We start from the raw sequence: 24,000 nt of genomic DNA on the forward strand, positions 1-24,000 counted from the left end.
GTAAAAAAATTTTTGACCAACTGTTAAATTTTCTTGCGTTGCGGCCCGCACCTGTCATTGAATGGAAATGGAGACATGACGGGGCGGCCAGTGGGGCCGGATGGAAAACGGCAAGACGTGAGCGTGACAAAGAACAAGGTCATAGCGATTTCTGGTGGCGTGGGCGGCGCAAAGCTTTCGATGGGCCTTGCGTCGGAAATGGACGCGCGCAACCTCACCGTGATCGTCAATACCGGCGATGATTCCTGGCATTTCGGCCTCTTCGTGACACCCGACATAGATACCCAGCTATATACCTTATCAGGGCGCGCCGACCTCGACCGCGGATGGGGACGAAGTGGCGAAACATGGCATGCTATGGATGCGCTGCGTGAGCTTGGCGAGGACGTCTGGTTCAACATTGGCGACAAGGATATCGCGACCAACCTTCTGCGCACCATGCGTCTGAGCCGCGGTGATCGGCTGACCGAGATTACCGCAGATTTTGCGCGCGCATTCGGCATTGAAACGCGGCTCCTGCCAATGAGCGATATGCCGGTCTCGACGCAGCTGAAATGCGCCGACGGCGATTATGATTTCCATGACTGGTTTGTGGCCGCACGCGCTGAACCGACAGTGCAGGAGGTGGTTTTCCGAGGTGCGGAGCGCGCTTCAATGACAGCGGAAGTCGAGACCGCGCTGGCTGATCCTGAACTGGCGGCCATTGTTGTCTGCCCGTCCAATCCTTTTCTTTCGATCGGTCCGGTTTTATCCGTGCCGGGGCTGCGCCAGATGCTGAAAGACAGCCCTGCACCGGTGATCGGCGTCACGCCTGTCGTGAGCGGTCAGGCCATCAAGGGACCGACTGCAGCGATGATGAAGGGGTTTGGACTTCCCGTTTCCGCCTCCGCGGCAGCGCGTTTCCACGCCGACATTTTTGATGGATATATTCTGGACGAGCGCGACGCCGGGCAGGTGGGCGAATTCGCCTATATCGGCAGTGGCCTGCCGGTCGCTTTGGCCGACACGATGATGGTCGATCTTGACGCAAAACGGCGGCTGGCGCGCGCGGTGCTCGAATTCGCGGAGACCTTGCGATGACGGTTTGGGCGCTCATCCCGGTAAAGCCTTTCGCCGTTGCCAAAAGCCGGCTCTCTTCCGTGCTGGGCGCCGAACAGCGCGCAAAGCTGGCCGAAGCGATGCTTTGCGATACGCTGGCAACCGTTCGCGCTGACGAGCGTGTGGCCGGGATTTGTGTCGTGACCAGCGATCCGCAGGCAGCCTTCATTGCAGGTCGCCATGGCGCACGGGTTCTCGACGATACCGTCGGCGAGTTGAACGATGCTCTGGAAGCCGGACGCAGCTGGGTCAAAGGGCAGGTCAGATGCGCGCCATTGCTGGTCCTGCCAACTGATCTGCCGACATTTCGACCTTACGACCTCGACAAGCTTTTGAAGCGCCTTTCAAGTCCCAGAAGTGTGGTCATCGCCGCGGCGCACGATGGTGACGGCACCAATGCAATCTTGCTGGGAGAGCGGGCCGAGATGCCCTTCGCATTCGGGCCTGGCAGTTTTTTCCGCCATTTGGCGATTGCCGAAACGAAAGGGTTGAAGGTCGAAACGCTGCAGCTCGACGGAATAGCGCGCGACCTGGACCGACCGGAAGATATCGCACCCATTCTGGCGCGCACATCAACCGGCAAGGCAGCATCGCTGTTGCTGGAAGCCTTCGGTCTCGCCAGGCTTTCCGAAACGATGGGAGCGCTGTGATGCTGCTCTCCGGGCTGGATACGCGCACCAAGGCATTATTGCAGGCTAACGATCTGCAGGCGTTGATGCGCGCTGCGCGCTACAAGCGGGATCGGACATATCCTGCGCTGATCACCTATTCTCCCAAGGTCTTCATTCCGCTGACAAAAGCCTGCCGGGACGTCTGCCACTATTGCACCTTCGCCAAACCGCCGCGCCGTGGGCAGAACATTTATCTTTCGGCTGAGGAGGTGCTCGCGATTGCCAGAGAGGGCGCAAAGGCCGGCTGCCGTGAGGCGCTTTTCACGCTCGGTGAAAAGCCGGAGCTTCGTTACCGGGCCGCGCGCGAAGAACTGCAAAGGCTGGGCTTTGAAAGCACCGTCGCCTATCTGGCGCATGTAGCGGCGCTCGTTCGCGATGAAACAGGTCTTCTTCCGCATCTCAACCCTGGCACGCTGACTGCCGAGGAATTTCGAGCGCTTCGCGCGAGCGGTGCTTCCATGGGCATGATGCTGGAAACCACCTCTGATCGCCTTTCAGAGCGCGGCGGCCCGCATTTCGGCTCCCCGGACAAGACGCCTTCTGTTCGCCTTGCCACGCTGGAGGCAGCCGGCGAAGCAAAGGTTCCCTTTACCACCGGCATACTGATCGGCATTGGGGAAACGCGCGAAGAGCGCCTGGACGCGCTTTTGAAGATCCGCGATGCGCATGCTCGTCATGGGCATGTTCAGGAAGTGATCGTGCAAAATTTCCTGCCCAAGATGGACACGAAGATGCGGGCGTTTCCGCCCGCCGATCCGCTGGAGCATCAATGGACGATTGCCGCTGCGCGTCTCATCCTCCAGGACGAAATCAGCCTGCAGGCACCGCCGAACCTTGCAGCCGGAACCGGGGCGGAATTGATTGAGGCCGGGATCAACGATTGGGGCGGCGTGTCGCCCGTCACCATCGATCACGTCAATCCTGAAGCACCCTGGCCAAACCTTGAGCGCCTGGCGGAAATTACCGAACAATGCGGCAAGACGCTTGCGCCACGGCTGACCATTTATCCTCGCTATCTGCGGGAAGCCGGAAAATGGCTGCATCCCAAGATGGTGAAACATGTTCTGAATGCCGCCGATGCTGAGGGCATGGCCTTCGAAGGCGAATGGGTGCCGGGCGCGCTTGAAGCGCCGCCGGTCATTCGCAACAAAGGTCCAATTGATGAGCGCATTCAAGCAATATTGGCAAAGCCGCCAGGAAGTGCTTTGAGCGAAGAGGAAATCGTCACGCTCTTTTCTGCGCGCGATGCTTCCTTCCATGCGGTCTGCGCCCATGCTGATGCGTTGCGCAAGACAGTGAACGGCGACCGCACGCACTATGTGGTCACGCGCAACATCAATTATACGAATGTCTGCACCTATGGCTGCAAGTTCTGCGCCTTTTCCAAAGGCAAGACACATGAAGAGCTACGCGGCCCGGCATACGACCTTGATATGGGCGAGTTTTCACGCCGCGTACGTGAGGCATGGGCACGTGGTGCGACGGAAATATGCCTACAAGGCGGCATTCATCCTTCCTACACTGGCGAGACCTATCTGAACCTGCTGAATGAAGCAAAGCAGGCTGCACCCGGCATACACATTCATGCGTTTTCGCCGCTGGAGATCTGGCAGGGTGCAGCGACCTTGGGAATGAGCTTGGATGAATTTCTTGGCCGGCTAAAGAATTCCGGCCTGTCTTCGCTTCCGGGCACTGCTGCAGAAATTCTGGATGATGAAATTCGAGCGGTCATAGCCCCGGACAAGATAAAGACAGACGAATGGTTTGCTGTCATGCGGGCGGCACACCGGCTTGGTCTCAAGAGCACGGCAACGATCATGTATGGCCATGTCGAGCAGCCGGTTCATTGGGCGCGCCATATGCTCAAATTGCGTGCGCACCAGCTTGCGTTTGGCGGTTTTACCGAGTTCGTTCCGCTGCCTTTCGTTGCTCTCGAAGCGCCGATTTATCTCCATGGCCGCTCCCGAAAAGGGCCGACATGGCGCGAAGCCGTGCTGATGCATGCCGTTGCCCGCATCGTGTTCCATGGCGTGATCGATCACATCCAGGCCTCGTGGGTCAAGATGGGGCCGCAGGGTGCTGCGACCTGCCTCAATGCCGGTGCAGACGACATGGGCGGCACGTTGATGAACGAAAGCATCACGCGCGCTGCCGGGGCCGTTCACGGTCAGGAATTTGCGCCCTGGCAGATGGAGAGCCTCATCCGCGAACTTGGCCGCGAACCGCGCCAAAGGACAACGCTGTACGGGATTGCAAGCAAGGAGCGTCAGCAACGCGCCATGCAGGCGGCACCGCTTGAGGACATGGTCAACACACCGCTGAAAACGCGCAAGATGCGCCAACATCTGGACGCTTGAACGAGAATAAAAGGGGACTATCCGCATGCTACGCATAGGCTACAAGGCTTCCGCAGAACAGTTTCTGCCGCGCGATCTGATGGACTTTGCTGTCCTTGCCGAGGACGTTGGTCTCGACAGCGTTTTCATTTCCGATCACTTTCAGCCCTGGCGTCACACCGGTGGCCACGCGCCGCATGCACTCGTCTGGCTTGGCGCTGTCGGTGCACGCACTGAACGCATTGCCCTTGGCACATCGGTGCTGACCCCGACATTCCGCCATCATCCTTCCATGGTTGCGCAAAGCTTCGGCACACTGGGCTCGATGTTTCCCGGACGCATTATTCTCGGCATCGGCACGGGCGAAGGCCTGAACGAAGTGCCGGCAACGGGCTGCGAATGGCCCGAGCGCAAGGAACGATTCAGCCGTCTGCGCGAAGCCGTCCGGCTCATCCGTCAGCTCTGGAGCGAAGAGCGCGTGACCTTTGACGGGGAGTTTTACAAGACCGAAAGTGCAACGATCTACGATCGTCCCGACGAGCCGGTGCCGATTTATGTCGCCGCTGCCGGTCCGATGATTGCCAAATATGCCGGGCGTTTCGGCGATGGATTTATCTGCACGTCTGGCAAGGCACCCTCGCTCTACAAGGACACCCTCATTCCAAATCTCGAGGAGGGGTTGAATGAAAAAGGACGCGCTTCATCCGAGGTTGATCGGATGATTGAGGTGAAGCTCTCCTTCGACAAGGATGTCGCCCGGGCCAAGGAGGACACACGCTTCTGGGGTGCACTGGCGCTGACGCCCGATCAGAAAATGTCCGTTGAAGACCCACTGGAAATGGAAAAGCTGGCTGACAGCCTTTCCTCCGATCAGACCGCAAGCCGCTGGATTGTGACTGGCGACCCCGAGGAAGTGGTCGAAAAGTTGAAACCCTATGCCGAACTGGGCTTCAACCATTTCGTCTTCCACGCGCCGGGACCCGATCAGCACCGCTTCCTGACCCAGTTTGCAGAAGAGGTTGCGCCGCGCATTCGCTCGACATTCGGATAAGACCCGTGCCGCAACTGACACTGACGGCGCTTGACGGCTTCCCGCTGGTTCAGCCAGGTGATGATCTGGCGCAGCTGATTGCCGACAGAATGGCCGCACAGGACATTACGCTGGCTGAAGGCGATATTCTGGTTCTGGCACAAAAGATCGTGTCGAAGGCGGAAGGGCGATTTCGCAATCTTTCAGACATCGCGCCCGGCGCTCAGGCTAAGCAACTAGCTGATGAAACGGGTAAGGACCCGCGCCTCGTGCAGGCTATCCTGGACGAAAGCACAGAGGTCGTGCGCAAGCGCAAGGGTGTTCTTGTTGTGCGCCACAGACTGGGCTTTGTCATGGCACAGGCCGGCATCGACCAATCCAATGTCGAGGGTGGTGATGATGATCGTATCCTCCTTCTGCCTGAAAACCCGGACGCTTCGGCTGAAGCGCTGCGCGATCAGCTGGGGCAAAAGCTTGGTATCAAACCCGGCATCGTTATCGCTGACAGCTTTGGCCGACCGTTTCGCAACGGAACTACAGGCATTGCCATTGGGGCAGCAGGCATTGAAAGCTTTGTCGACCGGCGCGGCGACACGGATCTTTTTGGGCGCACCCTACTGGTCTCCACCATTGCCCATGCCGATGAATTGGCCAGTGCAGCATCCATCCTGATGGGTCAAGCCGATGAAGGCAGACCGGTGGTTCTGATCCGCGGCCTGCCGCCAGCGCAAAACCCTCTGCCGTCATCATCTCTGATCCGACCGCTGGACGAAGATCTGTTTCGCTGATTTCCGAAAACCGGCCAGCTATTGCTTTTCCATCAGCGCCTTCAGCATCGGTGCCAATGGGCGACGACGCATCGCGTCCCAGCCGCGCGCGGCAAGTATGGCGCGTTCCTTGTCATTGGCAATCAGTTCCACAGCACGATCGGCTAGCCGCTCATAGGGTTCGATGGCCAATCCTTCCCGGTAAGGGAGAATATCGGGATCGTCGGGGTCGCCTTCGGTCAGCACACATGTCGCATTGGCCATCAGATAGGAGGCGCGAACGATTTCGAAGACGGCAGCACTGTAGTGGTGGACATTCAGAACAATCTTCGACCGCGCAATAGCCGCGTCACGCTCCGCACCAAAGACGCCATAGACAACAGCGAGCTTGAGCCCACGTTCGTGAATTTGCTGCAAGACATGGTTCCGCCGCTCTCCCCTTGAACCGTAGAAAAGAACGTCGATGTCCTTTTCCCGCGCGGGGCGAATTCTCCGCAGGCAAGGGTGATATCCAATCTCGAGAAGCTCTGCGTGATTTACGCCCATCGAGACCAGATTTTCGCGGTTTCGTGGACTGTAATCGATCACCGGACAGGTTTTCAGATGCGAAAGATAAGCGGCGTTGAACCATTCACTATCCGTGGAAACCTGCTCCAGATTGACGATGATGCTGCCTTCGGGAAGCGTGGTTTGTGGCATGGCTGCCAACAGGTTCGCGCCATAAATGATCGGAACACGTCCGCGAAAATCCTTCGTATCGTGAACAACAGGAGCAGACCCGCCAAGCTCTGAAAAGGCTGCGCTCAAGGTCTCCGCAACCTCGTCAAAGGCATGACTCGCGGAATAGCCGGGCGGAGAAACGATCCAGATGCAATGCTTGTTCGCATGCTCCTCCCAACCGCCGGGGAATGCTTTGAGCTGCATGAATGTCTGGCCTCGCACCGTTGTCGTCAAGAATGCATTGCAGACTATTTAACCCTAGTAAGCTTGTCCGTACCTTTAGATAAAGCTTGTGAAGGTCTGGCACCTACGAGGATAGGGCTTTCACTGATGTCAATATTGCAAAACCTCTATATTTTCGGACCTTCAATCGATTTAAATTCCGTCTTGATTGCGATACTATGCTGTCCTATTTTCAATCTGTCCAAGCCAATCCCCAGGCACTGAAGGAAGACCCACATGCAATCGATCGTCGCCGCGTTGAAAACTGCTGTTGAAAACACATCTGCGACCGATATTCGGGGCGCATTTGCGGCCGATCCGCAGCGTTTTTCCAAATACAGCACATCCCTCGGCGACATGCTGTTTGATTATTCCAAGACGGCGGTAAACGAGCCAATTATGGCACTTCTCGAAAAAGCTGCGGCCGAAGCCGGCGTTGCAGAGAAGCGCGATGCGATGTTTGCGGGCGCGATCATCAATATTACGGAAAAACGCGCCGTCCTGCACACTGCGCTGCGCAACCGCTCCAATACGCCGGTGATGGTGGATGGCAAAGATGTGATGCCGGATGTGAACGCAGTACTTGATGCCATGTCAGCCTTTTCAAACGGCGTCCGCTCAGGCGCCATCAAGGGTGCTACGGGCAAAAAGTTCACCGATGTGGTCAATATCGGTATCGGCGGCTCGGATCTTGGCCCGGCGATGACGACACTGGCGCTTGCACCGTTCCATGATGGTCCGCGTCTTCATTACGTCTCAAATGTCGATGGCGCACACATTGCCGATACGATCAAGGGTCTCGACCCCGAGACATCGCTCTTCATTGTCGCTTCGAAGACATTTACCACCATCGAAACGATGACCAACGCGAAGACCGCGCGCGCCTTCATTGCCAATGCGTTGGGCGAAGATGCGGTTCAACACCACTTTGCTGCAGTGTCCACAGCGCTTGAAAAAGTCGCCGACTTCGGCATCGGCAGCGACCGCGTCTTTGGGTTCTGGGATTGGGTCGGCGGGCGCTATTCCATCTGGTCGGCCATCGGCCTGCCCTTGATGATTGCCGTCGGGCCCGAGAGCTTCGTCCAGTTCCTGGAAGGCGCGCATGCGATGGACAACCATTTCCGGTCCGCCCCCTTGCGCGAAAACCTGCCCATGCTGCTTGGGCTTGTCGGCTGGTATCAGCGCAATATCCTTGGCTGCACCTCACGCGCCGTCATTCCCTATGACCAGCGGCTTTCACGCTTTGCCGCCTATCTGCAGCAGCTCGATATGGAATCGAACGGCAAAGGCGTGGTGATGGATGGTTCGCCGGTTGTCGGTTCCTCCGGACCTGTTGTCTGGGGAGAGCCCGGCACCAATGGTCAACACGCCTTCTTCCAGCTGCTGCATCAGGGTACCGATATTATTCCTGTCGAATTCATGATTGCTGCCAATGGCTTTGAGGAAAAGTTGCGCTATCAACACCAGCTTTTGATGTCCAACTGCCTGGCACAGTCGCAGGCGCTCTTGAAGGGCCGCACAAAGCAAGAGGCAAAGGCGCAATTGCTTGCACAGAACTGGGCAGAGGATGAAGCGGAGAAGATTGCGCCACACCGCGTTTTCACCGGCAACAGACCATCGATCACCATCGCCTATGACAAGTTGACACCCCTTGCGCTCGGTCGTCTGATTGCGCTTTATGAACACCGCGTATTTGTCGAAGGTGTGCTTTACGGCATCAACTCGTTTGACCAGTGGGGTGTCGAACTCGGCAAGGAACTGGCAACGGGGCTTTTGCCGGTTGTGCAGGGCGAAAAAGGCACCGATGGCCTGGATTCATCCACGGCGGGTCTTGTCGCGGCCCTTCAGGCAAAAGCCGAATAGGCCCACCTGCCCTATTCCATCATCAGAATATGATTTCGCACAACGGGATAAATCTCGTTGTTCCAGTGGCGACCGTTGAACACGCCATAATGGCCGACATTGGCCTGCAAATGATGGCGCTTGAGGTGCGGGCGCAGTGAATTGCAGAGATCATGTGCGGCAGCAGTCTGGCCGAGCGCGCAGATATCGTCGCGCCCGCCCTCGACCGTCAACAAAGCCGTCTTTCGGATCGCACCGGGATTGACCGGTTTGCCTTTGTAATGAAATTCGCCAATGGTCAGTTCGGCTTTCTGGAAAATTCGGTCGATCGTTTCGATATAGAATTCTTCACTGAGATCCAGAACCGCGAAATATTCGTCATAGAAGGTCTTGATCTTTTCCGCTGCCTCCGTCTCACCTTTTGCAAGGTGATCGTAAAGCTTGCGGTGGGCTGTGCGATGCCGATCCATGTTCATCGACATGAAAGCGATCAGCTGCAGAAAACCCGGATAGACCCTGCGGCCGCCACCGGGATAGCGGTGCGGCACGGTTGAAATCATGGAGTTTTCAAACCACTCGAGCGACTTCTTCACCGCCAGTTCGTTGACCTCTGTGGGGCTCTCGCGCGGGTCGATCGGCCCCGCCATCAGGGTCATTGTTTTCGGCGTTGCCGGGTGGTTTTCCTCAGACATGACCGCAACGGCCGCCAGCGCCTGCACGCAGGGCTGACAGACCGCCAGAATATGTGCGCCTGGCCCTATCTTTTCGAGAAACCGGATCAGATAAGTGATATAGTCTTCGACACCGAACCTCCCCTCGCTCAGGGGAACCTCCCTCGCATTTGTCCAGTCGGTTATATAAACGTCATGGTCCTGCAGCATCGTCCTCACCGTGCCGGCGAGCAACGTGGAAAAGTGGCCAGAAAGCGGTGCCACCACCAAAACCTTCGGCTGTCGGGCGTCAATGTCCTTCTTGAAGTGCAAAAGCCTGCCAAAGGGCAATTCCATCACGACATCTTCGCGAACGGAGACTATCTGATTGCCCGTTTTCACTTCCGAAATGCCGAAATCCGGACGATCATGCGAAAGCTCGAAGCGTGAGACCATTTCCATGGCCGCCAGCAGCTTGTTGCCTGCCTCACGGCTCACCGGATCGAACCCCCAGTTGCCGACCCGCATCCAGAAACGCGCCATCTCCCGGAACGGTCCGATGAGATCGTCTTGCAACTGATAGGCCTGATAGAGCATTGGCAACTCCGATGACTTCTTGTGCGCTGCAAAAAAGTAGTGCATTTTTGCAAGGCTTGCCAGTGGATAAATTTCCGCTTGCGAAAATGGGAGCGCGGGCCAATGACTTCAGCAAAGCTGACAATCTCATCAAAGAACTATTCCTCATGGTCGCTGCGCGGCTGGCTCTTGTGTAAAATGGCCGGACTGGAATTCGACGAGGTGATTGCACCTCCGGATGAGAAGAACCGCCAGGAACTCCTCCTGCTCTCGCCGTCGGTCCTCGTTCCGCGCCTTACAGATGGCGACGTCGATGTGTGGGATACGCTGGCGATTGCGGAATATATGCACGAACGGTTTCCCGATGCGGGTCTCTTTCCGGCAGATATGGCCCAGCGGGCGCATTGCCGGGCCATATGCGGCGAGATGCATTCGGGCTTCCAGAACATGCGCTCGGCCATGCCGATGAACATCCGCACAACCTACGACACGTTCAAGATTTTCACCGGCGCGCGACCGGACGTGGAACGCGTCAAGGAAATCTGGACCGAATGTCTGGACGCCTATGGCGGACCATGGTTGTTTGGTGCGAAGCCGACCGCAGCAGATGCCATGTTTGCACCCGTCTGCTCACGATTTCGCACGTATGCTGTCGAACTCGAACCCAAGCTTCAGGCCTATTGCGACATGGTTTTCGACTGGCCACTCATGAAGCAGTGGATCGCAGGCGCAGAAGCAGAGCCCGCCGAAATCGTGGAGCTCGAAGTGGAGTTCTGAGGTCGAAACACTCCGACTACACATGAAGCGACCAATTGAAGCAGAGGCCTGCTTTATACTTCCATCGGCGGTTCATGCGCACTATTTGGCTTCTATCAAGATTGCTGGAGAGCACAGGATAGAGCCATGCAGAGTGTGTTTTACAATATCCCGATTTTCGGGTGGGCCCTGAAAGAAGCCGTACAGGGCCCAGCAGCGACGAAGGCCCTCTTCATCGTCAACATGGTGCTGATCTGGCTTCTCGCCATTGTGAAATTCGGCTATCCGGCCATCATCATTCCGGCACTGGCGTTTGTGCCGACCATGTTTGTCATTCTGATTGCGCTCACGTGGCCTGGAAACAAGGCCTGATTAGAGCCCGATTTCAGCAGCCCAAGGCGGGTTGGCGCCGGCGCGGGAAACCGTTACGGCAGCGGCCTTAGCGCCAAGAGAAAGCGCTTCGCGCACGGCGACCTGGCTGAGTGTGGCGACCTGTTTCTTGGTCAGCAGGTTCTGCAGTTTCAACGACGCCAGAATGCCCGCGTCAAACGTATCGCCAGCACCCACCGTATCCACAACCTCTGTCTTTACACCGGGAACGGAAACGACAAAATCCTTGGTGTAGCCATCGGCACCATCTGCCCCCTTGGTGATGACAACCAGTTTTGCGCCTGCATTGAGCCAATAGGCGGCGAGCGTTGCCTGATCACCGTGCATGCCGAACCAGGCAAGGTCTTCGTCGGAAAACTTCACGATGTCGGACTGCGCTGCCATGCGCCGTATACGCGCCATGTGCGCGTCCTTGTCCTTGATGAAGCCTGGGCGGATGTTGGGATCGAGGGAAATCACGCGTTTTGCGCTCTCGCGCCGCAAGAGCGTTTCGTATGTATCGCCGCACGGGTCTGGAATGAGGCTGATTGCGCCGAAATGCATGGCCTCGCAATCGTCGCCCAGTATCGGCATGTCATCCCGCGTGATCATGCGGCCGGCAGTGTTCTCGTCATAAAAGGCGTAGGAGGCAGACCCATCGACCAGCTTCACAAAGGCGAGCGTCGTAGGGCGGGACGAGACGGCGCAATGCGCATAATCCACATGGGCGGCGTCCAGCGAAGCCCGCAGAATGTCGCCCATCATGTCGTCGGAAAGTCCGGTGAAAAACCCTGTGTCGACGCCAAGCCGTCCGAGCGCAATTGCCGTATTGAAGACTGCGCCGCCGGCATAGGGGGCGTAACCTTCCTCGCCGAGCGTGGTGTCACGCGGCAGCATGTCGATCAGGGCTTCTCCACAGCAAAGGATCATTGAACCGTCCTCGTTTGAATTCGTTTCAATCGATTTAAATCATCACAAGTCAAATTGCCAGCGATTTGCGTGCGCAAATTCACGCCGTCGGCAGTTCCGAAACACCGCCATGCGCTGCCGACCAATCGAGGGGCGCATTGAGGAAGCTTTCGACAGAATTCAGCGTCTTTTCGTCGAAGAGCGACTTCTCACGGGCCACAGTCAGGACATTCTGCCAGGTGGCAATATGGTGAAGCGCGACCTTGCCATTATCAAAGCGTTCTGCGGCTTCCTTGAAGATACCATAGTAAAAGAGCGCCATTCCGTGGTCGACCGTGCCACCTGCATTGCGGACCGCATCAATGAAGGTAAACATCGATCCGCCTGCCGTTGTCAGGTCTTCGATGACCAGCACACGTGCGCCTTCCGGCATATCGCCCTCGATCTGCGCTGCCCGCCCGTGGCCTTTCGGCTTCTTGCGAACGTAGATCATTGGCAGCCCGAGACGTTCAGCCAGGAAGGCGGCAAATGGGATGCCGGCAGTTTCGCCCCCGGCGACGCAATCGAACTGTTCGAACCCGACTTCCGAGAGCAGCGTTGATGCGGCAAAATCCATGATTGTTGAGCGAATGCGCGGGTAAGAAATCAGCTTGCGGCAGTCGATATAGACAGGGCTCTTCATGCCGGAGGCAAGCGTATAGGGTTCTTCGGGACGGAAATGCACCGCCTTGATCTCCCAGAGCATCTTCGCCATGGTTTCGGCCATAACCGGCTTTGCGGGAAATGAATACTGAAACATTCTGCTCTCCTGATCGATCAATTTTATGCACTGGAAATGCGAACTGCTGCAAAGCCTATTCCACCCGCCAAAAGAGCGGGAACATGGGATCAAACACAGTCACCGGGCCAGCACCTGTTTCGATCTTTTCCGGGTAGGAGACCGGTTGCGCTTCCTTTGACAGCGTTACCGTTTCTTCGTTGACCGGCAAACCGTACCAGGCAGGGCCATTGAGCGAAACAAAGGCTTCGAGCTTATCCAGAGCGCCCTTGTCTTCGAAAACATGGGCCAGGCAGCTCATGGTGTTGGTCGCGGTAAAGCAACCGGCACAACCACAGCCGCACTCCTTGGCGGGGTCCGCATGAGGGGCTGAATCGGTTCCCAGAAAGAAACGGGCGTCACCGGATGTTGCCGCTGCCCGCAGCGCGAGGCGATGTTTTTCGCGTTTGGCGACCGGCAGACAGTAATAGTGTGGCCTGATGCCGCCGACGAGGATAGCATTTCGGTTGATGATGAGGTGATGGGTGGTGATCGAACCGGCGAGATTGCGCTCGGCAGCGCGAATGTAGTTTACGCCGTCTTCGGTTGTCACGTGCTCCATCGTGATTTTCAGATCGGGCAGGCGTTTGCGCAGCGGATCGAGAACCGTTTCGATGAACACGGCCTCACGGTCGAAAATATCAACCTCCGGCGTCGTCACTTCGCCATGCACACAGAGCGGCAGGCCAATTTTTGCCATGCGCTCCAGAACCGGCATGACCTTTTCAAGGTCGCGCACGCCGCTGTGCGAGTTTGTCGTGGCGCCCGCCGGATAAAGCTTCACCGCCTTGACAAGACCGGATTTATAACCTTTCTCAACATCATCGGGATCGGTTCCCTCGGTCAGGTAGAGCGTCATCAAGGGTTCGAAACGATCATCAGCCGGGAGCGCTGCCATGATGCGTTCGCGATAGGCTGACGCATCCGCGCTCGTTACCACCGGCGGAACCAGATTGGGCATGATGATGGCACGAGCAAAGTGACGGCTCGTCTCCGGCAGAATGCCCTTCAGCATATCACCATCACGCAGATGCAAGTGCCAATCGTCAGGCTTGCGGATCGTCAATCGGTTCATGGGCGGTCTCCGGCAGAAAGTGGCCGTTCGATAGCATCCCCGGCGTGGGCATGACAATGCCTTTGCGCCGGGCCTTTAGCCGATTGGCCTCGGCTCAGGATGCTTCTGCGATGCCCGCGGATGGAAACTGATCGCGATCCATGATCTTGTAGATGTCGGGAATGGCCTTTTCGAAGGCTTTGACGCAATCGGGATCAAACTGAATACCGGATCGCGAGCGAATATGCTGGGCTGCACGCTCCAGAGGCCAGGCTTCCTTGAATGGCCGCTCGGTTGTCAGCTTGTCAAACACATCGGCAACCGCGACGATACGCGCACCGAGCGGAATGGCGTCTCCCTTGAGCCTGTTGGGCGTGCCTTGCCCATCCCAACGTTCGTTCAGGCACGCGGCGATGTCACCCACCAATGCCAGTACCGATTTGCTGCTGCCTGCCAGGATATCATGAACGGTGGCGTTCTTTCGCAGGTTCTTGCGGTAAGCGGATTCGGTCATTCTGCCCTGCTTCAGCATGGATGTATCGGGCGAAGCTGCCCCACCGAAATCGTGCAGAGGCGCTGCTAGCCTGATGTCGTCGCATTCTTCATCTGACAGGCCATAGGCTCTGGCGATTGCTTCGGCAAAGGCGGCGACGCGCAAATTGTGCGAGGCGGCCGTTGTGTCCTTGAAACCCGCTGAAATCGTCAGCCGGTGAACGATTTCGCGTTCGCGGGCCTTCAATTCAAGGACGCCTCTATCAATCGCTTCCTGCAACCAATCGAGTTTTTCGGCCAGTTCGCGGCGCGCCTCGGAGAGCGCCAGCACATTCTGCAGCCTGACCTTGAACTCCTGTATATCGACCGGCTTTGTAATAAAATCGGTCGCGCCGGCATCGAGAATTGTGATGCGCGTGGCAACATCTGTATCGCCGGTCACGAAGATCACTGGCACATTGGTATATTTGTCGAAGCGCATCATCTCATCGAGAAATTCCACGCCATTATAGACCGGCATCTGAAAATCGATCACCGCGACATCGAAATCAAGGTGCGGCATGGCTGCGAGCGCGGCTGCAGGGGAGGCAAACGGTAGAGCCGTGCAACCGATGGCGCTTTCGGTGAATTTCACCAGCAAGTCGAGACTGGTTTTGTTGTCGTCGAGAACAAGAACTTTCATAAAGCCCCCTATGCGGCGAATTCCGCCTTTTCCTGATTGATTGTTTTTTCAAGCCTATCCAGCTTCGCGGCATTGTCCGCGCGGGATCGCAAGTCTTCCGCTAACTCGGCAATTTCCTTGAAACCAACGTTAGCGGCGGCACCCTTGATCGTGTGCAACGCGTTATCCGCCGCCTCGCAATTGCCTGACGCCAAAGCGGTTCGCAGGTCAGTGAGAAGCGCAGTGGCGTCATTGAAAAAGGAGTCCAGCAGCTCCTGATAAATCTCTTCGCCCAGGGCCTCGACAAGTTCGTCGCGGCGGGCAAAATCCAGGCCACCGTTTGCGACAGCAGCCTGTTCAATCTTGTCGTCTTTCACCGCTGCCTGATGATTTTTCAAAGGTGTTGCACCGGCACCGATGAGCACCGTCCTCAAACGCATGAGCGAAATGGGCTTTGTCTCAAAACCGCTCATACCCGCTTCGCGGCAGGCTCGGCGGTCATCGTCAGAGGCATTCGCCGTCATGGCAATAATAGGAACGGTCTGATTTGGCCCGGTTTTGTTGCGGATGGCTCTCGCCGCGCTGATACCATCCATTTCCGGCATCTGCATATCCATCAGGATGAGGTCGTATTCAGACTGGCTCGCCATTTCCACTGCTTCCAAACCATTGGCAGCGACATCAGCAGTCTGACCAAGCCGTGCCAGAAAGCGCGTCGCCACCTGCTGGTTCGCCTTGTTGTCTTCTGCAAGCAGGATCCGCAACGGTAACAGGTGGGACATTTCCACCAGTTGCTTAATTTGCACCTCGTCGTCGCCGGCTTCCGCGATGCCGATCGGGATATCCATCCAGAACGTGCTGCCTTTGCCCAGTTCGCTCCACACACCGATCTGGCCGCCGAGACGTTCGACGATTTCCTTGCAGATGGTCAGGCCGAGGCCGGTACCGCCGAACCTGCGACTGATGCTGGCATCAACCTGTGAGAAAGGCTTGAAGAGCCGTCTTTGTCCTGCCTCGTCGATGCCGATCCCACTGTCCTTCACCTCAAAATGCAAAACTCTCGTTCCGCCCATACCTGAGCGCTCCCGCACCGCGAGCGTGATTGTTCCATTTTCGGTGAACTTGATCGCATTGCTCGTGAGGTTAAGAAGAACCTGGCGAATCCGCGTCGGATCGGTTTTCACCCATGGCCATTCGAGTTTTTCCGGCAGGTCCAAAACGATCCGGTTGCCGCTTTCCGCAGCGCGGCCGCCCATGATGCTTGACACCGAGTCCAGCAACTGTTCGACGTTTACAGCGCGTTCCTCCAGTTCCAGGCGTCCATGTTCGATTTTGGCGTAATCGAGAACCTCGTTCAAAACCTCTAAAAGCGCCTCGCCAGAAGAGCGAATGACCTTGACGTTGTCGCGAACGTGTTTGGGAATGCTGCTGTATTCCATCAACTCTGCCGTTCCGAGGATGGCGTTCAGCGGTGTGCGAATTTCATGTCCCATCGTGGCCATGAATTGCGATTTTGCGCGGTTGCCAGCATCAGCGGCCGAATAGGCTTCCGAAATCTGCAGGGTCATGGCTTCGAGGCTCATACCGGCTGCGCGCACCGAGGTGAGCTGCCTGCGCAAGGTGGCAATCAAAAGCAGGATAGAGGCCAAGAGGAAGGCGACAAAAACACCGATCAACGTCTGCGTCGCCTCAAGCTTTTCCTTGCGGTCCGCGCGCGTCGCTGACGAAACACTGTTGGCTGTCAGCAGAAACTGATTGCTGAGTTTTTCGAACTGTTCGAGATTCTCATGAATCTCGTCAACGAGTATCTCGCTGGTATCCCCTTTTGACAGCCGTATCAGATCCGGCTCGAGCTTTCGGAAGTGATCGAGGAATTCAGACTTCTTTTGATCAATCAGTGCCTGATCGTCAAAGAAGGACAGGTAGCCGGGCTTGTTGAGAAGATCGATCCGCGAATACAGAATGTCGAGGCGCAATGCGATATCTGCTTCCGGGTCGCCATGAAGATCAACGCCATCCACCATTCTGTCGGCCATCTGCTCAATGGTTCTGACTTCGCGGTCAAGCTGAAAGACCGCCCACATAGCATTTTCGTGGACGCCGTCACTGAGTTGGTTCTGCTTCGTGGAAAGCTGCAGGTAGAGAAAGGAAATAATGCATAACAGGGCAATGGCAACAACCTGGAGGGCTGCCGTCCGTTTGCCCGCACGCTGCATCAGCGCGCCCGCTTCGCGGGAAAACTGCGTCATTCAACGACCTCTATTTCCTTGATCTGCCAGACGGAGCGGGCGAAAATTTTCTCGCTGTAGAGGCTTTTGTCGAGATCAAACGGATAGACCAGGAAAAGAGGCCCCTTGTCGCGTACCGGCATTTCCGACCCGTTCTTTCGGGTTGCCATGATGACATCCAATTTGCCGTCCTCAAACGGGACATCGGCTGCGTAATCGTTGAGGGCGCGGACAATCAGCTTGTGACCAGATGCGCCAGCAGCCTCGAGGATGGATCGCAGATAAGGACCGCTGAAGGTGACCTCCCCCTCTGTCCAAGGAGTTTCCATGGTCGCCGAGCGTCCAGCGAGGGCCTCCAACATTGCGAGGTCGAATTTTGCAGCACCTTCGCTATTGGTATTTTCGACATTGCCCTTCACCGTCAGGATAACCCTGCCGGTGGGCGCCTCCATGGCTTGGAGCGGTGAGGCAAAGAAGGCAACCCCGCTGAAGAGCAGGGACAGAAAAGCCAGTTTCATGCGATATTCCTCCAGAGAGACGTTTAAATGGCGAGATCAGCGTCGATCATTTCCTGCGGAACAAGCGCGGCCATCAATGCGGCAAAGCTCAGGGCTTCGACCGGCTTGGTCAGAAACTCCGTAACACCGGCGCTCAGCGCTTCCTCGCGCAGCGCGCGCGACGTATCCGCCGTCACCATGACAGCCGGCACACTCTGATATCGCGGCAGACGGCGAAGCATGCGGAAGAATTGCAGCCCCGTCATGCCCGGCAGTTTTTGATCAACGAGGAGGAGAGCGAAATCGTGCAAATGACAAAGCTGGAGCGCCTTTGCGGGCTCGGCTTCGACAACGATTTCTCCGGCATAGACCTTTTTGACAAGGTGTTTGAGGATGAGGCCGTTGGTCGGGTTGTCCTCAACAATTAGAATGCTCATGGGGCGACTCAATACCTACCAGCACACATGCGCTTGCTCACAGTTTCACTCCGGGCGCGACCGGTGAGCGCGGTGGCATCATGCCTGGTTCGTGAAGAACTTTTCTGCGCCCGCTATCATTGCGATACGAAATCGCTTTTTGCTGCCATAGGCTGAGAGTGAAACGTTAAATTTCTTCTATGCAGCTTCTACTAGAATTGGGGATACGCCCCGCGCGATTGTCCTTTGAAAGAGCAGCCCACCGGATAGCAAAAGGCCCGCGGTGCATTTGCCGCGGGCCTCGTTTTACTGGCGATCAAGCCGCTGCCGGTTGGGCCGGCGGCTCCTTTGCTCCGGTCATGAACGCGACAGCATCTGACATGCTGTATTCTTTCGGATTGATGACGCACAACCGCTTGCCGAGACGATGGACGTGAATACGGTCGGCCACTTCGAAAACGTGCGGCATGTTGTGCGAGATCAGAATGATCGGAATACCGCGCGAACGGACATCCAAAATCAGCTCCAGAACGCGCCGGCTTTCTTTCACACCCAAGGCTGCCGTTGGCTCATCGAGAATGATGACCTTCGACCCGAAGGCGGCTGCACGAGCCACGGCAACGCCCTGACGCTGCCCACCCGAGAGGGTTTCCACGGGCTGATTGATGTTCTGAATGGTCATCAATCCAAGGTCGGAGAGCTTTTCACGGGCAAATTTTTCCATCGCCGGGCGATCCAGTCTGCGAAAGACCTGACCCAGAATGCCCTTCTGGCGCAACTCGCGCCCCATGAACATATTGTCGGCTATGGAAAGCGCCGGCGACATGGCGAGCGTCTGATAAACCGTTTCGATACCGGCAGCACGCGCTTCAATGGGCGATTCGAAACTGACCTTTTTTCCTTCCAGTTCGATTGTCCCCGAGTCAGGTGTCACCGCACCTGAAATGGCCTTGATCAAGGTCGATTTACCGGCACCGTTATCGCCAATCACCGCCAGGATTTCGCCGGGCATGAGATCGAAGTCGCATCTATCCAATGCGGTCACCTTACCATAACGTTTGGTCAGGTTCGTTGCTTTCAGGATCGGTTCCATTACGCAGCCACCTTTCTAATCCACTGGTCGATGCTGACAGCACCGATGATCAAGGTTCCGATGAGAAGATAGGTCCATTGCGGATCGGCCCCCGACATCCGCAATCCAAGCTCGAAAACGCCCACGATGAGCGCACCGAAGAATGAACCGATGATGGACCCGCGACCGCCGAAGAGCGAGATGCCGCCAATCACCACGGCGGTGATGGACTGGATATTGCCGATGACTCCGGTCGTTGCCGATGGTGATACGGAGCCATAGCGGCCGATCATCACCCAGCCGGCAAAGGCACATATGATCCCGACAAGGATATAGATCGACATCAGCGTTCTGTTGACGCTTACGCCGGCGAGTTCAGCAGCTTCGGGATCGTCGCCGACCGCATAAACGTGACGGCCCCATGCTGTGGAGCGAAGCGCATAGGCCAACCCCACCACGAGCGCAATCATGAAGATGACCCCGAGCGTGAACGTTGCGCCGCCGATCTCAAACTTTGCCCCCATCAGCTGGAGAAAGGGTGCCTGGGATTCGATATCCTGCGCACGGATTGTTTCATTTGCAGAGTAGAGATAGTTGGCCGCCAGAACGATCTGCCACATGCCAAGCGTGACGATGAAGGGCGGCAGCTTGACGCGAGAAACGAGCCAGCCGTTGACGGCGCCGATGGCAGCGCCCAGCACGATGCCAGCAATGACAGCGAGAAACGGCGGAAGCCCGTAGCGGAAGGTAAATTGGCCCATGATCACTGAACACAGCACAGCGAGCGCACCAACACTCAAGTCGATTCCGGCTGTCAAGATGATCAGGCTCTGGGCTGCGGCAAGAACACCAACAATCTGCACCTGTTGCAGAATAAGTGTGAGCGCGAAGGGCGAAAAGAACCGGCTGCCCAGCACGAGCCCGAAGACCACAATTGCCATGATGAGAACGATCAGAGGAACCAGGGCTGGCGTTGAATGCAAAGCCTGATGAAAGCGGCCCACTATCCCCTTGTCGTGGAGGTCGAACGATGCGACCTCGCGGCCCGCGCCTGAGGCAGCGGCTTCATAATTGTCCGAGTTGGACATGATGACCCTCCTTCAAGACTGCGCACTGCCATGCCAGGCGCAGATAATAAAAGGGGCGGGCTTAAGCGTCCGCCCCGGAGAAATTCTCCTACCCGTTTAGGATTATATCAACCCCAGCAGAGCTTTGTACCTTCATCTGTGTCGATCGACTCGACACCTTCAGCAGGCTTGTCCGTTACAAGTGCAACGCCGGTGTCGAAGAAGGATTTGCCTTCCGTTGCTTCCGGCTTCGTTCCGTCCTTGGCCCAGGCTGCGATCGCTTCGATGCCCTTGGAGGCCATGAGAAGCGGGTACTGCTGCGAGGTCGCGCCGATCACGCCTTCCTTGACGTTCTTGACACCCGGGCAACCGCCATCGACGGAAACGATCAGCGTGTCGTTTTCACGACCGATAGATTTCAAGGCTTCGTATGCGCCGGCAGCTGCAGGCTCGTTGATCGTGTAGACAACGTTGATGCTGGTGTCCTTGGCGAGAAGGTTTTCCATCGCCTTGCGGCCACCTTCTTCGTTGCCCTGCGTGACATCGTGGCCGACGATGCGCGGATCCGTTTCATCGCCCCACTTGTTGGGGTCGCCAACGTCTATACCGAAGCCCTTCATGAAGCCCTGATCGCGCAGAACGCCAACAGTCGGCTGCGACACGTCGAGGTCGAGCATGGCAATCTTGGCATCTGCGGCCTTGTCGCCAAGGGTTGCTGCGGCCCATTTGCCGATCAGTTCACCGGCCAGAAGGTTATCCGTCGCGAAGGTCATATCGGCAGCGTCGATCGGGTTGAGCGGCGTGTCGAGCGCGATGACGAGGAGACCGGCATCACGGGCCTGCTGTACGGACGGCACGATTGCCGATGTGTCAGACGCGGTCAGCAAAATGCCCTTTGCGCCATTGGCGATGCAGGTCTCAATGGCCTGTACCTGGGTCTCGTTGTCGCCATCGACCTTGCCAGCATAAGCATTGAGCGTGATGCCAAGCTCCTTGGCCTTGGCCTCAGCGCCTTCACGCATCTTGACGAAGAAAGGGTTTGTGTCGGTTTTGGTGATCAGGCAGGCTGAAACGTCTTCGGCGGCGGCCGGAGAGGCGAAAGCAACGCCGAGTGCGAGCGCACCAAGGGTTGCAGAAACGATGGACTTTTTCATGATTGTTCCTCCCGAGAACATGTGTTGCCGGCTTGTCCGGCGAAAATTCCAGCAAACCCTTCACTGCCAACGCGAAGCAGGCTAGCAAGATGCCGGCCCTCCTCTGAGGCTGGGGCTTACTGTCATTAAGGGAAACCCAATATGAGGCGCTTGTCAATAAATAAATCGAATTGAGTTATTATTGATTTGATGTTAAATCGCATTTACCTGCCTGGGAGGAGGCAACACATTGAAAATCGATAAGGACACCCAAACGCTCAGTGACGTTTCGAAGGTCGTGGATCCGAGCGGTGGTGCAAACCAGGTGCGGGTTCGCGCCTATAATGAGCGGCTTGTGATGTCGCTGGTCCGCCGGCATCAGGAACTGTCGAAGGCAGATATTGCACGCCGGTCGGGACTGTCAGCGCAGACCGTGTCTGTTATCATGCGGGCGCTCGAAGCCGACGGACTTTTGATCCGGGGCGCGCCGGTGCGCGGTCGTGTTGGGCAGCCATCGATCCCCATGCGCCTCAACCCGGAAGGTGTGCTTTCCCTCGGGCTCAAGATTGGCCGCCGCAGCGCCGATCTGGTGTTGATGGACTTTGTCGGCAATGTGCGCAGGAAGGCCTATAAATCTTACCCCTACCCAAAGCTGGATGACATTCTGGAATTTGTTCGACGCGGCATATCCGATTTCTCAAGACATCTGACGGGGCAGCAACTGGAACGCATCTGCGGCCTCGGCGTGGCAATGCCTGGCGAGATATGGTCATGGGCAGAAACCGTGGGCACCCCCTTTGAAGAGATGCAGAAGTGGCGCGATGCCGATATCGCAAGCCTTCTCCACGCAGCAAGCGGCCTGCCTGTTTTTCTGCAAAACGACGCGACAGCAGCCTGTGCGGCTGAGCTCGTTTTCGGCCTCGGGTCACGTCATGCCGACTTTGCGTATTTTTTCGTCGGCATGTTTGCCGGTGGGGGTGTCGTTCTCAACCACATGCTGTACCCCGGAAAAAGCGGCAATGCCGGAGCGTTCGGCTCCATGCCGATCCCCGATGGGTCTGGCGGTACGCGGCAGCTGATTGAGGGGGCTTCAATCCTTGTTCTGGAGAAAATGGTCGAGGGTGCAGGACGGGATGCCAGCAGCATATGGAACCCGCCGGATGAATGGGATGATTTCGGTCCTATCCTGGATCAATGGATCGAGATGAGCGCCCGCAACCTTGCGCTTGCTTCACTGGCGGCATGTTCCGTCATTGATTTCGAGGCAATCGTGATTGAGGGCGGGTTTTCAGCCGCAATCAAACGAAAACTCGTGGATGCAACACGGCGATCCTTCGAGCAACTCGATCTCAAAGGCATCAGCCGACCGGTGTTTGAAGAGGCGTTGGTGGGAAGCGGCGCGCGCGCGAGCGGTGCAGCAAGTCTGCCGCTTTTTGCGCGCTACCTGACCGATCAAGCGGTACTTTTCAAAGATATGCTGGGGGAACAGGAATAGGCATTTGTTCCAGCGGTAACAGCGCAACCTCTCTCGCGTCAGGCATTGTGAATGCCGTTGAAAGCGAGGGTTCAAATGCACCGATATCTTCTTCTGGCCGCCTTCTCGATTGCCGCCGGCTATCTGTTGACTGCACCTGACGTCCAGCCGGAAAGCTTGGGCAGACACACCTATGTTCTGGCCGATACGGAGGTGATTTCGCAGGGCAAATTTCGTTGACAGATCATCAGACGCCGCTGGTTTCATATTTAGGTTGAAACAGGCCTTACGCTGGGCGATGATCGCAACCCATGAAGCGCAGCAGAGGGCGGGGCGGGTTGACCCAGTTCTGCGGACAGCTTTCAGGGGGACAAGACGTTGGGATGACGCGGCTTTTCTGCGTCACACCGGGGAGCGGCAAAGCCGGAAAGCCTATGACGGAGATCAGAAAGAGCCCGGCCTTCTGGCGCTCTTTTCCCATTTTTGAGGAATTCGATAACGCCCTCATAGAGGCTGTGGCGGCGATTGCAGTTCACCGGCTATGGCCCGCGGGTACCACGATTTTCCAACGCGGGGATGAAGGCAATTATATGCTTTTGACCGTCTCTGGCCGCATCAAGATTTCCCTCATCACGGCGCAGGGCAAGGAACTTTCTCTGCGGCATCTGGAAGCCGGGACAATTCTCGGCGAGATGGCAATACTGGACGGTTCTCCGCGCTCTGCGGATGCGACAGCGGTTGCCGCGACAGAAGGCTACGTCATTGCCAAGCGTGACTTTCAGCGGCTGATGGAAAAACATCCGGTCGCCGCACAAGCTGTCATTCACTATCTTTGCGCGCGGCTGCGCGAGACAACCGAACAGCTGGAAACAATCGCGCTTTACGACCTTGATGCGCGGGTTGCCCGCTTCTTTGTCTCCACGCTCAAGCAGATCCACGGTGAGGAACTGCCCGAGAGCGCCAATCTTCAGCTCTCCCTCAGTCAATCGGAGATCGCTGGAATTCTCGGTGCCAGCCGGCCAAAAATCAACCGGTCGATTGTTTCCCTGGAGGAAAAAGGTGCGATCCGCCGCAAAGACGGCGTTATAGACTGCAATACGGAGCGGCTGCTGGAACTCGCCGAGCCGGATGACGTCTGAGGTT

At 56.9% G+C, this 24,000-nt stretch carries 23 protein-coding genes; 11 read left to right on the forward strand and 12 right to left on the reverse strand.

Going from position 1 to position 24,000, the window contains the following annotated elements; genetic code table 11:
* Positions 1 to 75: 75 nt before the first annotated feature.
* From cofD to cofE, 5 genes are read left to right on the forward strand one after another with little or no spacing between them, the layout of a single operon-like run.
* Complete coding sequence (gene cofD, locus NHF56_RS14855) at positions 76 to 1,080, forward strand: 2-phospho-L-lactate transferase (protein WP_252805839.1); 1,005 nt, start codon at positions 76 to 78, stop codon at positions 1,078 to 1,080.
* The gene (gene cofC / locus NHF56_RS14860) at positions 1,077 to 1,748 is read left to right on the forward strand and encodes a 2-phospho-L-lactate guanylyltransferase (RefSeq protein ID WP_252805841.1); all 672 of its coding nucleotides are present in this window, start codon (positions 1,077 to 1,079) and stop codon (positions 1,746 to 1,748) included. Before cofD ends, cofC begins: the two co-directional genes overlap by 4 nt.
* The gene (cofH, locus tag NHF56_RS14865; protein ID WP_252805843.1) at positions 1,748 to 4,126 is read left to right on the forward strand and encodes a 5-amino-6-(D-ribitylamino)uracil--L-tyrosine 4-hydroxyphenyl transferase CofH; all 2,379 of its coding nucleotides are present in this window, start codon (positions 1,748 to 1,750) and stop codon (positions 4,124 to 4,126) included. The genes cofC and cofH overlap by 1 nt, the downstream gene beginning before the upstream one ends.
* A gap of 25 nt (positions 4,127 to 4,151) precedes the next feature.
* Complete coding sequence (gene fgd, locus NHF56_RS14870; RefSeq protein WP_252805845.1) at positions 4,152 to 5,156, forward strand: glucose-6-phosphate dehydrogenase (coenzyme-F420); 1,005 nt, start codon at positions 4,152 to 4,154, stop codon at positions 5,154 to 5,156.
* 5 nt (positions 5,157 to 5,161) lie between these two features.
* On the forward strand, positions 5,162 to 5,923 hold the full coding sequence (cofE, locus tag NHF56_RS14875) for a coenzyme F420-0:L-glutamate ligase (RefSeq protein ID WP_252805847.1): 762 nt from the start codon (positions 5,162 to 5,164) through the stop codon (positions 5,921 to 5,923).
* Positions 5,924 to 5,941: 18 nt separating this feature from the next.
* Here cofE and NHF56_RS14880 read toward each other — a convergent pair whose 3' ends face one another.
* Complete coding sequence (locus NHF56_RS14880; protein ID WP_252805849.1) at positions 5,942 to 6,826, reverse strand: glycosyltransferase; 885 nt, start codon at positions 6,824 to 6,826, stop codon at positions 5,942 to 5,944.
* Positions 6,827 to 7,081: 255 nt separating this feature from the next.
* Between NHF56_RS14880 and pgi the strand changes: the two genes are divergently transcribed.
* The gene (gene pgi, locus NHF56_RS14885; RefSeq protein ID WP_252805851.1) at positions 7,082 to 8,707 is read left to right on the forward strand and encodes a glucose-6-phosphate isomerase; all 1,626 of its coding nucleotides are present in this window, start codon (positions 7,082 to 7,084) and stop codon (positions 8,705 to 8,707) included.
* An 11-nt stretch (positions 8,708 to 8,718) separates the two neighbouring features.
* Here the strand turns inward: pgi and NHF56_RS14890 are convergent, their stop codons facing one another.
* Positions 8,719 to 9,933, reverse strand: a complete 1,215-nt coding sequence (locus NHF56_RS14890; protein WP_252805853.1) for a polyhydroxyalkanoate depolymerase — start codon at positions 9,931 to 9,933, stop codon at positions 8,719 to 8,721.
* A 102-nt stretch (positions 9,934 to 10,035) separates the two neighbouring features.
* Between NHF56_RS14890 and NHF56_RS14895 the strand changes: the two genes are divergently transcribed.
* Positions 10,036 to 10,689, forward strand: coding sequence for a glutathione S-transferase (locus NHF56_RS14895; protein WP_252805855.1), 654 nt, complete (start codon positions 10,036 to 10,038; stop codon positions 10,687 to 10,689).
* A 126-nt stretch (positions 10,690 to 10,815) separates the two neighbouring features.
* On the forward strand, positions 10,816 to 11,040 hold the full coding sequence (locus NHF56_RS14900) for a hypothetical protein (RefSeq protein ID WP_252805857.1): 225 nt from the start codon (positions 10,816 to 10,818) through the stop codon (positions 11,038 to 11,040).
* Here NHF56_RS14900 and NHF56_RS14905 read toward each other — a convergent pair whose 3' ends face one another.
* The 10 genes from NHF56_RS14905 to NHF56_RS14950 form a co-directional block, all read right to left on the reverse strand.
* The gene (locus tag NHF56_RS14905) at positions 11,041 to 11,967 is read right to left on the reverse strand and encodes a carbohydrate kinase (protein ID WP_252805860.1); all 927 of its coding nucleotides are present in this window, start codon (positions 11,965 to 11,967) and stop codon (positions 11,041 to 11,043) included. It lies immediately after the preceding gene.
* 79 nt (positions 11,968 to 12,046) lie between these two features.
* Positions 12,047 to 12,745: an orotate phosphoribosyltransferase gene (locus NHF56_RS14910; protein ID WP_252805862.1), complete on the reverse strand. Its 699-nt coding sequence runs from the start codon at positions 12,743 to 12,745 to the stop codon at positions 12,047 to 12,049.
* Positions 12,746 to 12,800: 55 nt separating this feature from the next.
* Positions 12,801 to 13,838, reverse strand: coding sequence for a dihydroorotase (gene pyrC, locus NHF56_RS14915; protein WP_252805864.1), 1,038 nt, complete (start codon positions 13,836 to 13,838; stop codon positions 12,801 to 12,803).
* Positions 13,839 to 13,932: 94 nt separating this feature from the next.
* Entirely contained in the window at positions 13,933 to 14,991 is a 1,059-nt protein-coding gene (locus tag NHF56_RS14920; protein WP_252805865.1) for an HD-GYP domain-containing protein, read from the reverse strand.
* 8 nt (positions 14,992 to 14,999) lie between these two features.
* A complete protein-coding gene (locus NHF56_RS14925) occupies positions 15,000 to 17,219 on the reverse strand; it encodes an ATP-binding protein (protein WP_252805867.1) in 2,220 nt (739 codons plus the stop codon).
* The gene (locus NHF56_RS14930) at positions 17,216 to 17,716 is read right to left on the reverse strand and encodes a molybdopterin-dependent oxidoreductase (protein WP_252805870.1); all 501 of its coding nucleotides are present in this window, start codon (positions 17,714 to 17,716) and stop codon (positions 17,216 to 17,218) included. The genes NHF56_RS14925 and NHF56_RS14930 overlap by 4 nt, the downstream gene beginning before the upstream one ends.
* A gap of 23 nt (positions 17,717 to 17,739) precedes the next feature.
* On the reverse strand, positions 17,740 to 18,132 hold the full coding sequence (locus NHF56_RS14935; RefSeq protein ID WP_252805872.1) for a response regulator: 393 nt from the start codon (positions 18,130 to 18,132) through the stop codon (positions 17,740 to 17,742).
* A 295-nt stretch (positions 18,133 to 18,427) separates the two neighbouring features.
* Positions 18,428 to 19,204 carry an ATP-binding cassette domain-containing protein gene (locus tag NHF56_RS14940; RefSeq protein WP_252805874.1) on the reverse strand — a complete coding sequence of 259 codons (777 nt, stop codon included), beginning with the start codon at positions 19,202 to 19,204 and terminating at the stop codon, positions 18,428 to 18,430.
* Positions 19,204 to 20,271 carry an ABC transporter permease gene (locus NHF56_RS14945; protein WP_252805876.1) on the reverse strand — a complete coding sequence of 356 codons (1,068 nt, stop codon included), beginning with the start codon at positions 20,269 to 20,271 and terminating at the stop codon, positions 19,204 to 19,206. Before NHF56_RS14945 ends, NHF56_RS14940 begins: the two co-directional genes overlap by 1 nt.
* Before the next feature lie 107 nt (positions 20,272 to 20,378).
* Positions 20,379 to 21,404 carry a sugar ABC transporter substrate-binding protein gene (locus tag NHF56_RS14950; protein WP_252805878.1) on the reverse strand — a complete coding sequence of 342 codons (1,026 nt, stop codon included), beginning with the start codon at positions 21,402 to 21,404 and terminating at the stop codon, positions 20,379 to 20,381.
* Between the two features lie 229 nt (positions 21,405 to 21,633).
* On the opposite strand from NHF56_RS14950, the gene NHF56_RS14955 reads away from it, so the two are divergent.
* The 3 genes from NHF56_RS14955 to NHF56_RS14965 all read left to right on the forward strand — a co-directional run bounded on the left by NHF56_RS14955 (position 21,634) and on the right by NHF56_RS14965 (position 23,996).
* Positions 21,634 to 22,878, forward strand: coding sequence for an ROK family transcriptional regulator (locus NHF56_RS14955; protein ID WP_254007722.1), 1,245 nt, complete (start codon positions 21,634 to 21,636; stop codon positions 22,876 to 22,878).
* Between the two features lie 75 nt (positions 22,879 to 22,953).
* Complete coding sequence (locus NHF56_RS14960; protein ID WP_252805880.1) at positions 22,954 to 23,097, forward strand: hypothetical protein; 144 nt, start codon at positions 22,954 to 22,956, stop codon at positions 23,095 to 23,097.
* A 194-nt stretch (positions 23,098 to 23,291) separates the two neighbouring features.
* Positions 23,292 to 23,996: a Crp/Fnr family transcriptional regulator gene (locus tag NHF56_RS14965; protein ID WP_252805882.1), complete on the forward strand. Its 705-nt coding sequence runs from the start codon at positions 23,292 to 23,294 to the stop codon at positions 23,994 to 23,996.
* Positions 23,997 to 24,000: the final 4 nt, after the last annotated feature.

Source organism: Rhizobium sp. L1K21, from assembly GCF_024055895.1.
GTDB lineage: Bacteria > Pseudomonadota > Alphaproteobacteria > Rhizobiales > Rhizobiaceae > Ensifer_A.

Coding starts and splice junctions, on each gene's coding strand:
- cofD (WP_252805839.1), top strand. CDS start 76: ATGACGGGGCGGCCAGTGGGGCCGGATGGAAAACGGCAAGACGTGAGC.
- cofC (WP_252805841.1), top strand. CDS start 1,077: ATGACGGTTTGGGCGCTCATCCCGGTAAAGCCTTTCGCCGTTGCCAAA.
- cofH (WP_252805843.1), top strand. CDS start 1,748: ATGCTGCTCTCCGGGCTGGATACGCGCACCAAGGCATTATTGCAGGCT.
- fgd (WP_252805845.1), top strand. CDS start 4,152: ATGCTACGCATAGGCTACAAGGCTTCCGCAGAACAGTTTCTGCCGCGC.
- NHF56_RS14880 (WP_252805849.1), bottom strand. CDS start 6,826: ATGCAGCTCAAAGCATTCCCCGGCGGTTGGGAGGAGCATGCGAACAAG.
- pgi (WP_252805851.1), top strand. CDS start 7,082: ATGCAATCGATCGTCGCCGCGTTGAAAACTGCTGTTGAAAACACATCT.
- NHF56_RS14890 (WP_252805853.1), bottom strand. CDS start 9,933: ATGCTCTATCAGGCCTATCAGTTGCAAGACGATCTCATCGGACCGTTC.
- NHF56_RS14895 (WP_252805855.1), top strand. CDS start 10,036: ATGACTTCAGCAAAGCTGACAATCTCATCAAAGAACTATTCCTCATGG.
- NHF56_RS14900 (WP_252805857.1), top strand. CDS start 10,816: ATGCAGAGTGTGTTTTACAATATCCCGATTTTCGGGTGGGCCCTGAAA.
- NHF56_RS14905 (WP_252805860.1), bottom strand. CDS start 11,967: ATGATCCTTTGCTGTGGAGAAGCCCTGATCGACATGCTGCCGCGTGAC.
- NHF56_RS14910 (WP_252805862.1), bottom strand. CDS start 12,745: ATGTTTCAGTATTCATTTCCCGCAAAGCCGGTTATGGCCGAAACCATG.
- pyrC (WP_252805864.1), bottom strand. CDS start 13,838: ATGAACCGATTGACGATCCGCAAGCCTGACGATTGGCACTTGCATCTG.
- NHF56_RS14920 (WP_252805865.1), bottom strand. CDS start 14,991: ATGAAAGTTCTTGTTCTCGACGACAACAAAACCAGTCTCGACTTGCTG.
- NHF56_RS14925 (WP_252805867.1), bottom strand. CDS start 17,219: ATGACGCAGTTTTCCCGCGAAGCGGGCGCGCTGATGCAGCGTGCGGGC.
- NHF56_RS14930 (WP_252805870.1), bottom strand. CDS start 17,716: ATGAAACTGGCTTTTCTGTCCCTGCTCTTCAGCGGGGTTGCCTTCTTT.
- NHF56_RS14935 (WP_252805872.1), bottom strand. CDS start 18,132: ATGAGCATTCTAATTGTTGAGGACAACCCGACCAACGGCCTCATCCTC.
- NHF56_RS14940 (WP_252805874.1), bottom strand. CDS start 19,204: ATGGAACCGATCCTGAAAGCAACGAACCTGACCAAACGTTATGGTAAG.
- NHF56_RS14945 (WP_252805876.1), bottom strand. CDS start 20,271: ATGTCCAACTCGGACAATTATGAAGCCGCTGCCTCAGGCGCGGGCCGC.
- NHF56_RS14950 (WP_252805878.1), bottom strand. CDS start 21,404: ATGAAAAAGTCCATCGTTTCTGCAACCCTTGGTGCGCTCGCACTCGGC.
- NHF56_RS14960 (WP_252805880.1), top strand. CDS start 22,954: ATGCACCGATATCTTCTTCTGGCCGCCTTCTCGATTGCCGCCGGCTAT.
- NHF56_RS14965 (WP_252805882.1), top strand. CDS start 23,292: ATGACGGAGATCAGAAAGAGCCCGGCCTTCTGGCGCTCTTTTCCCATT.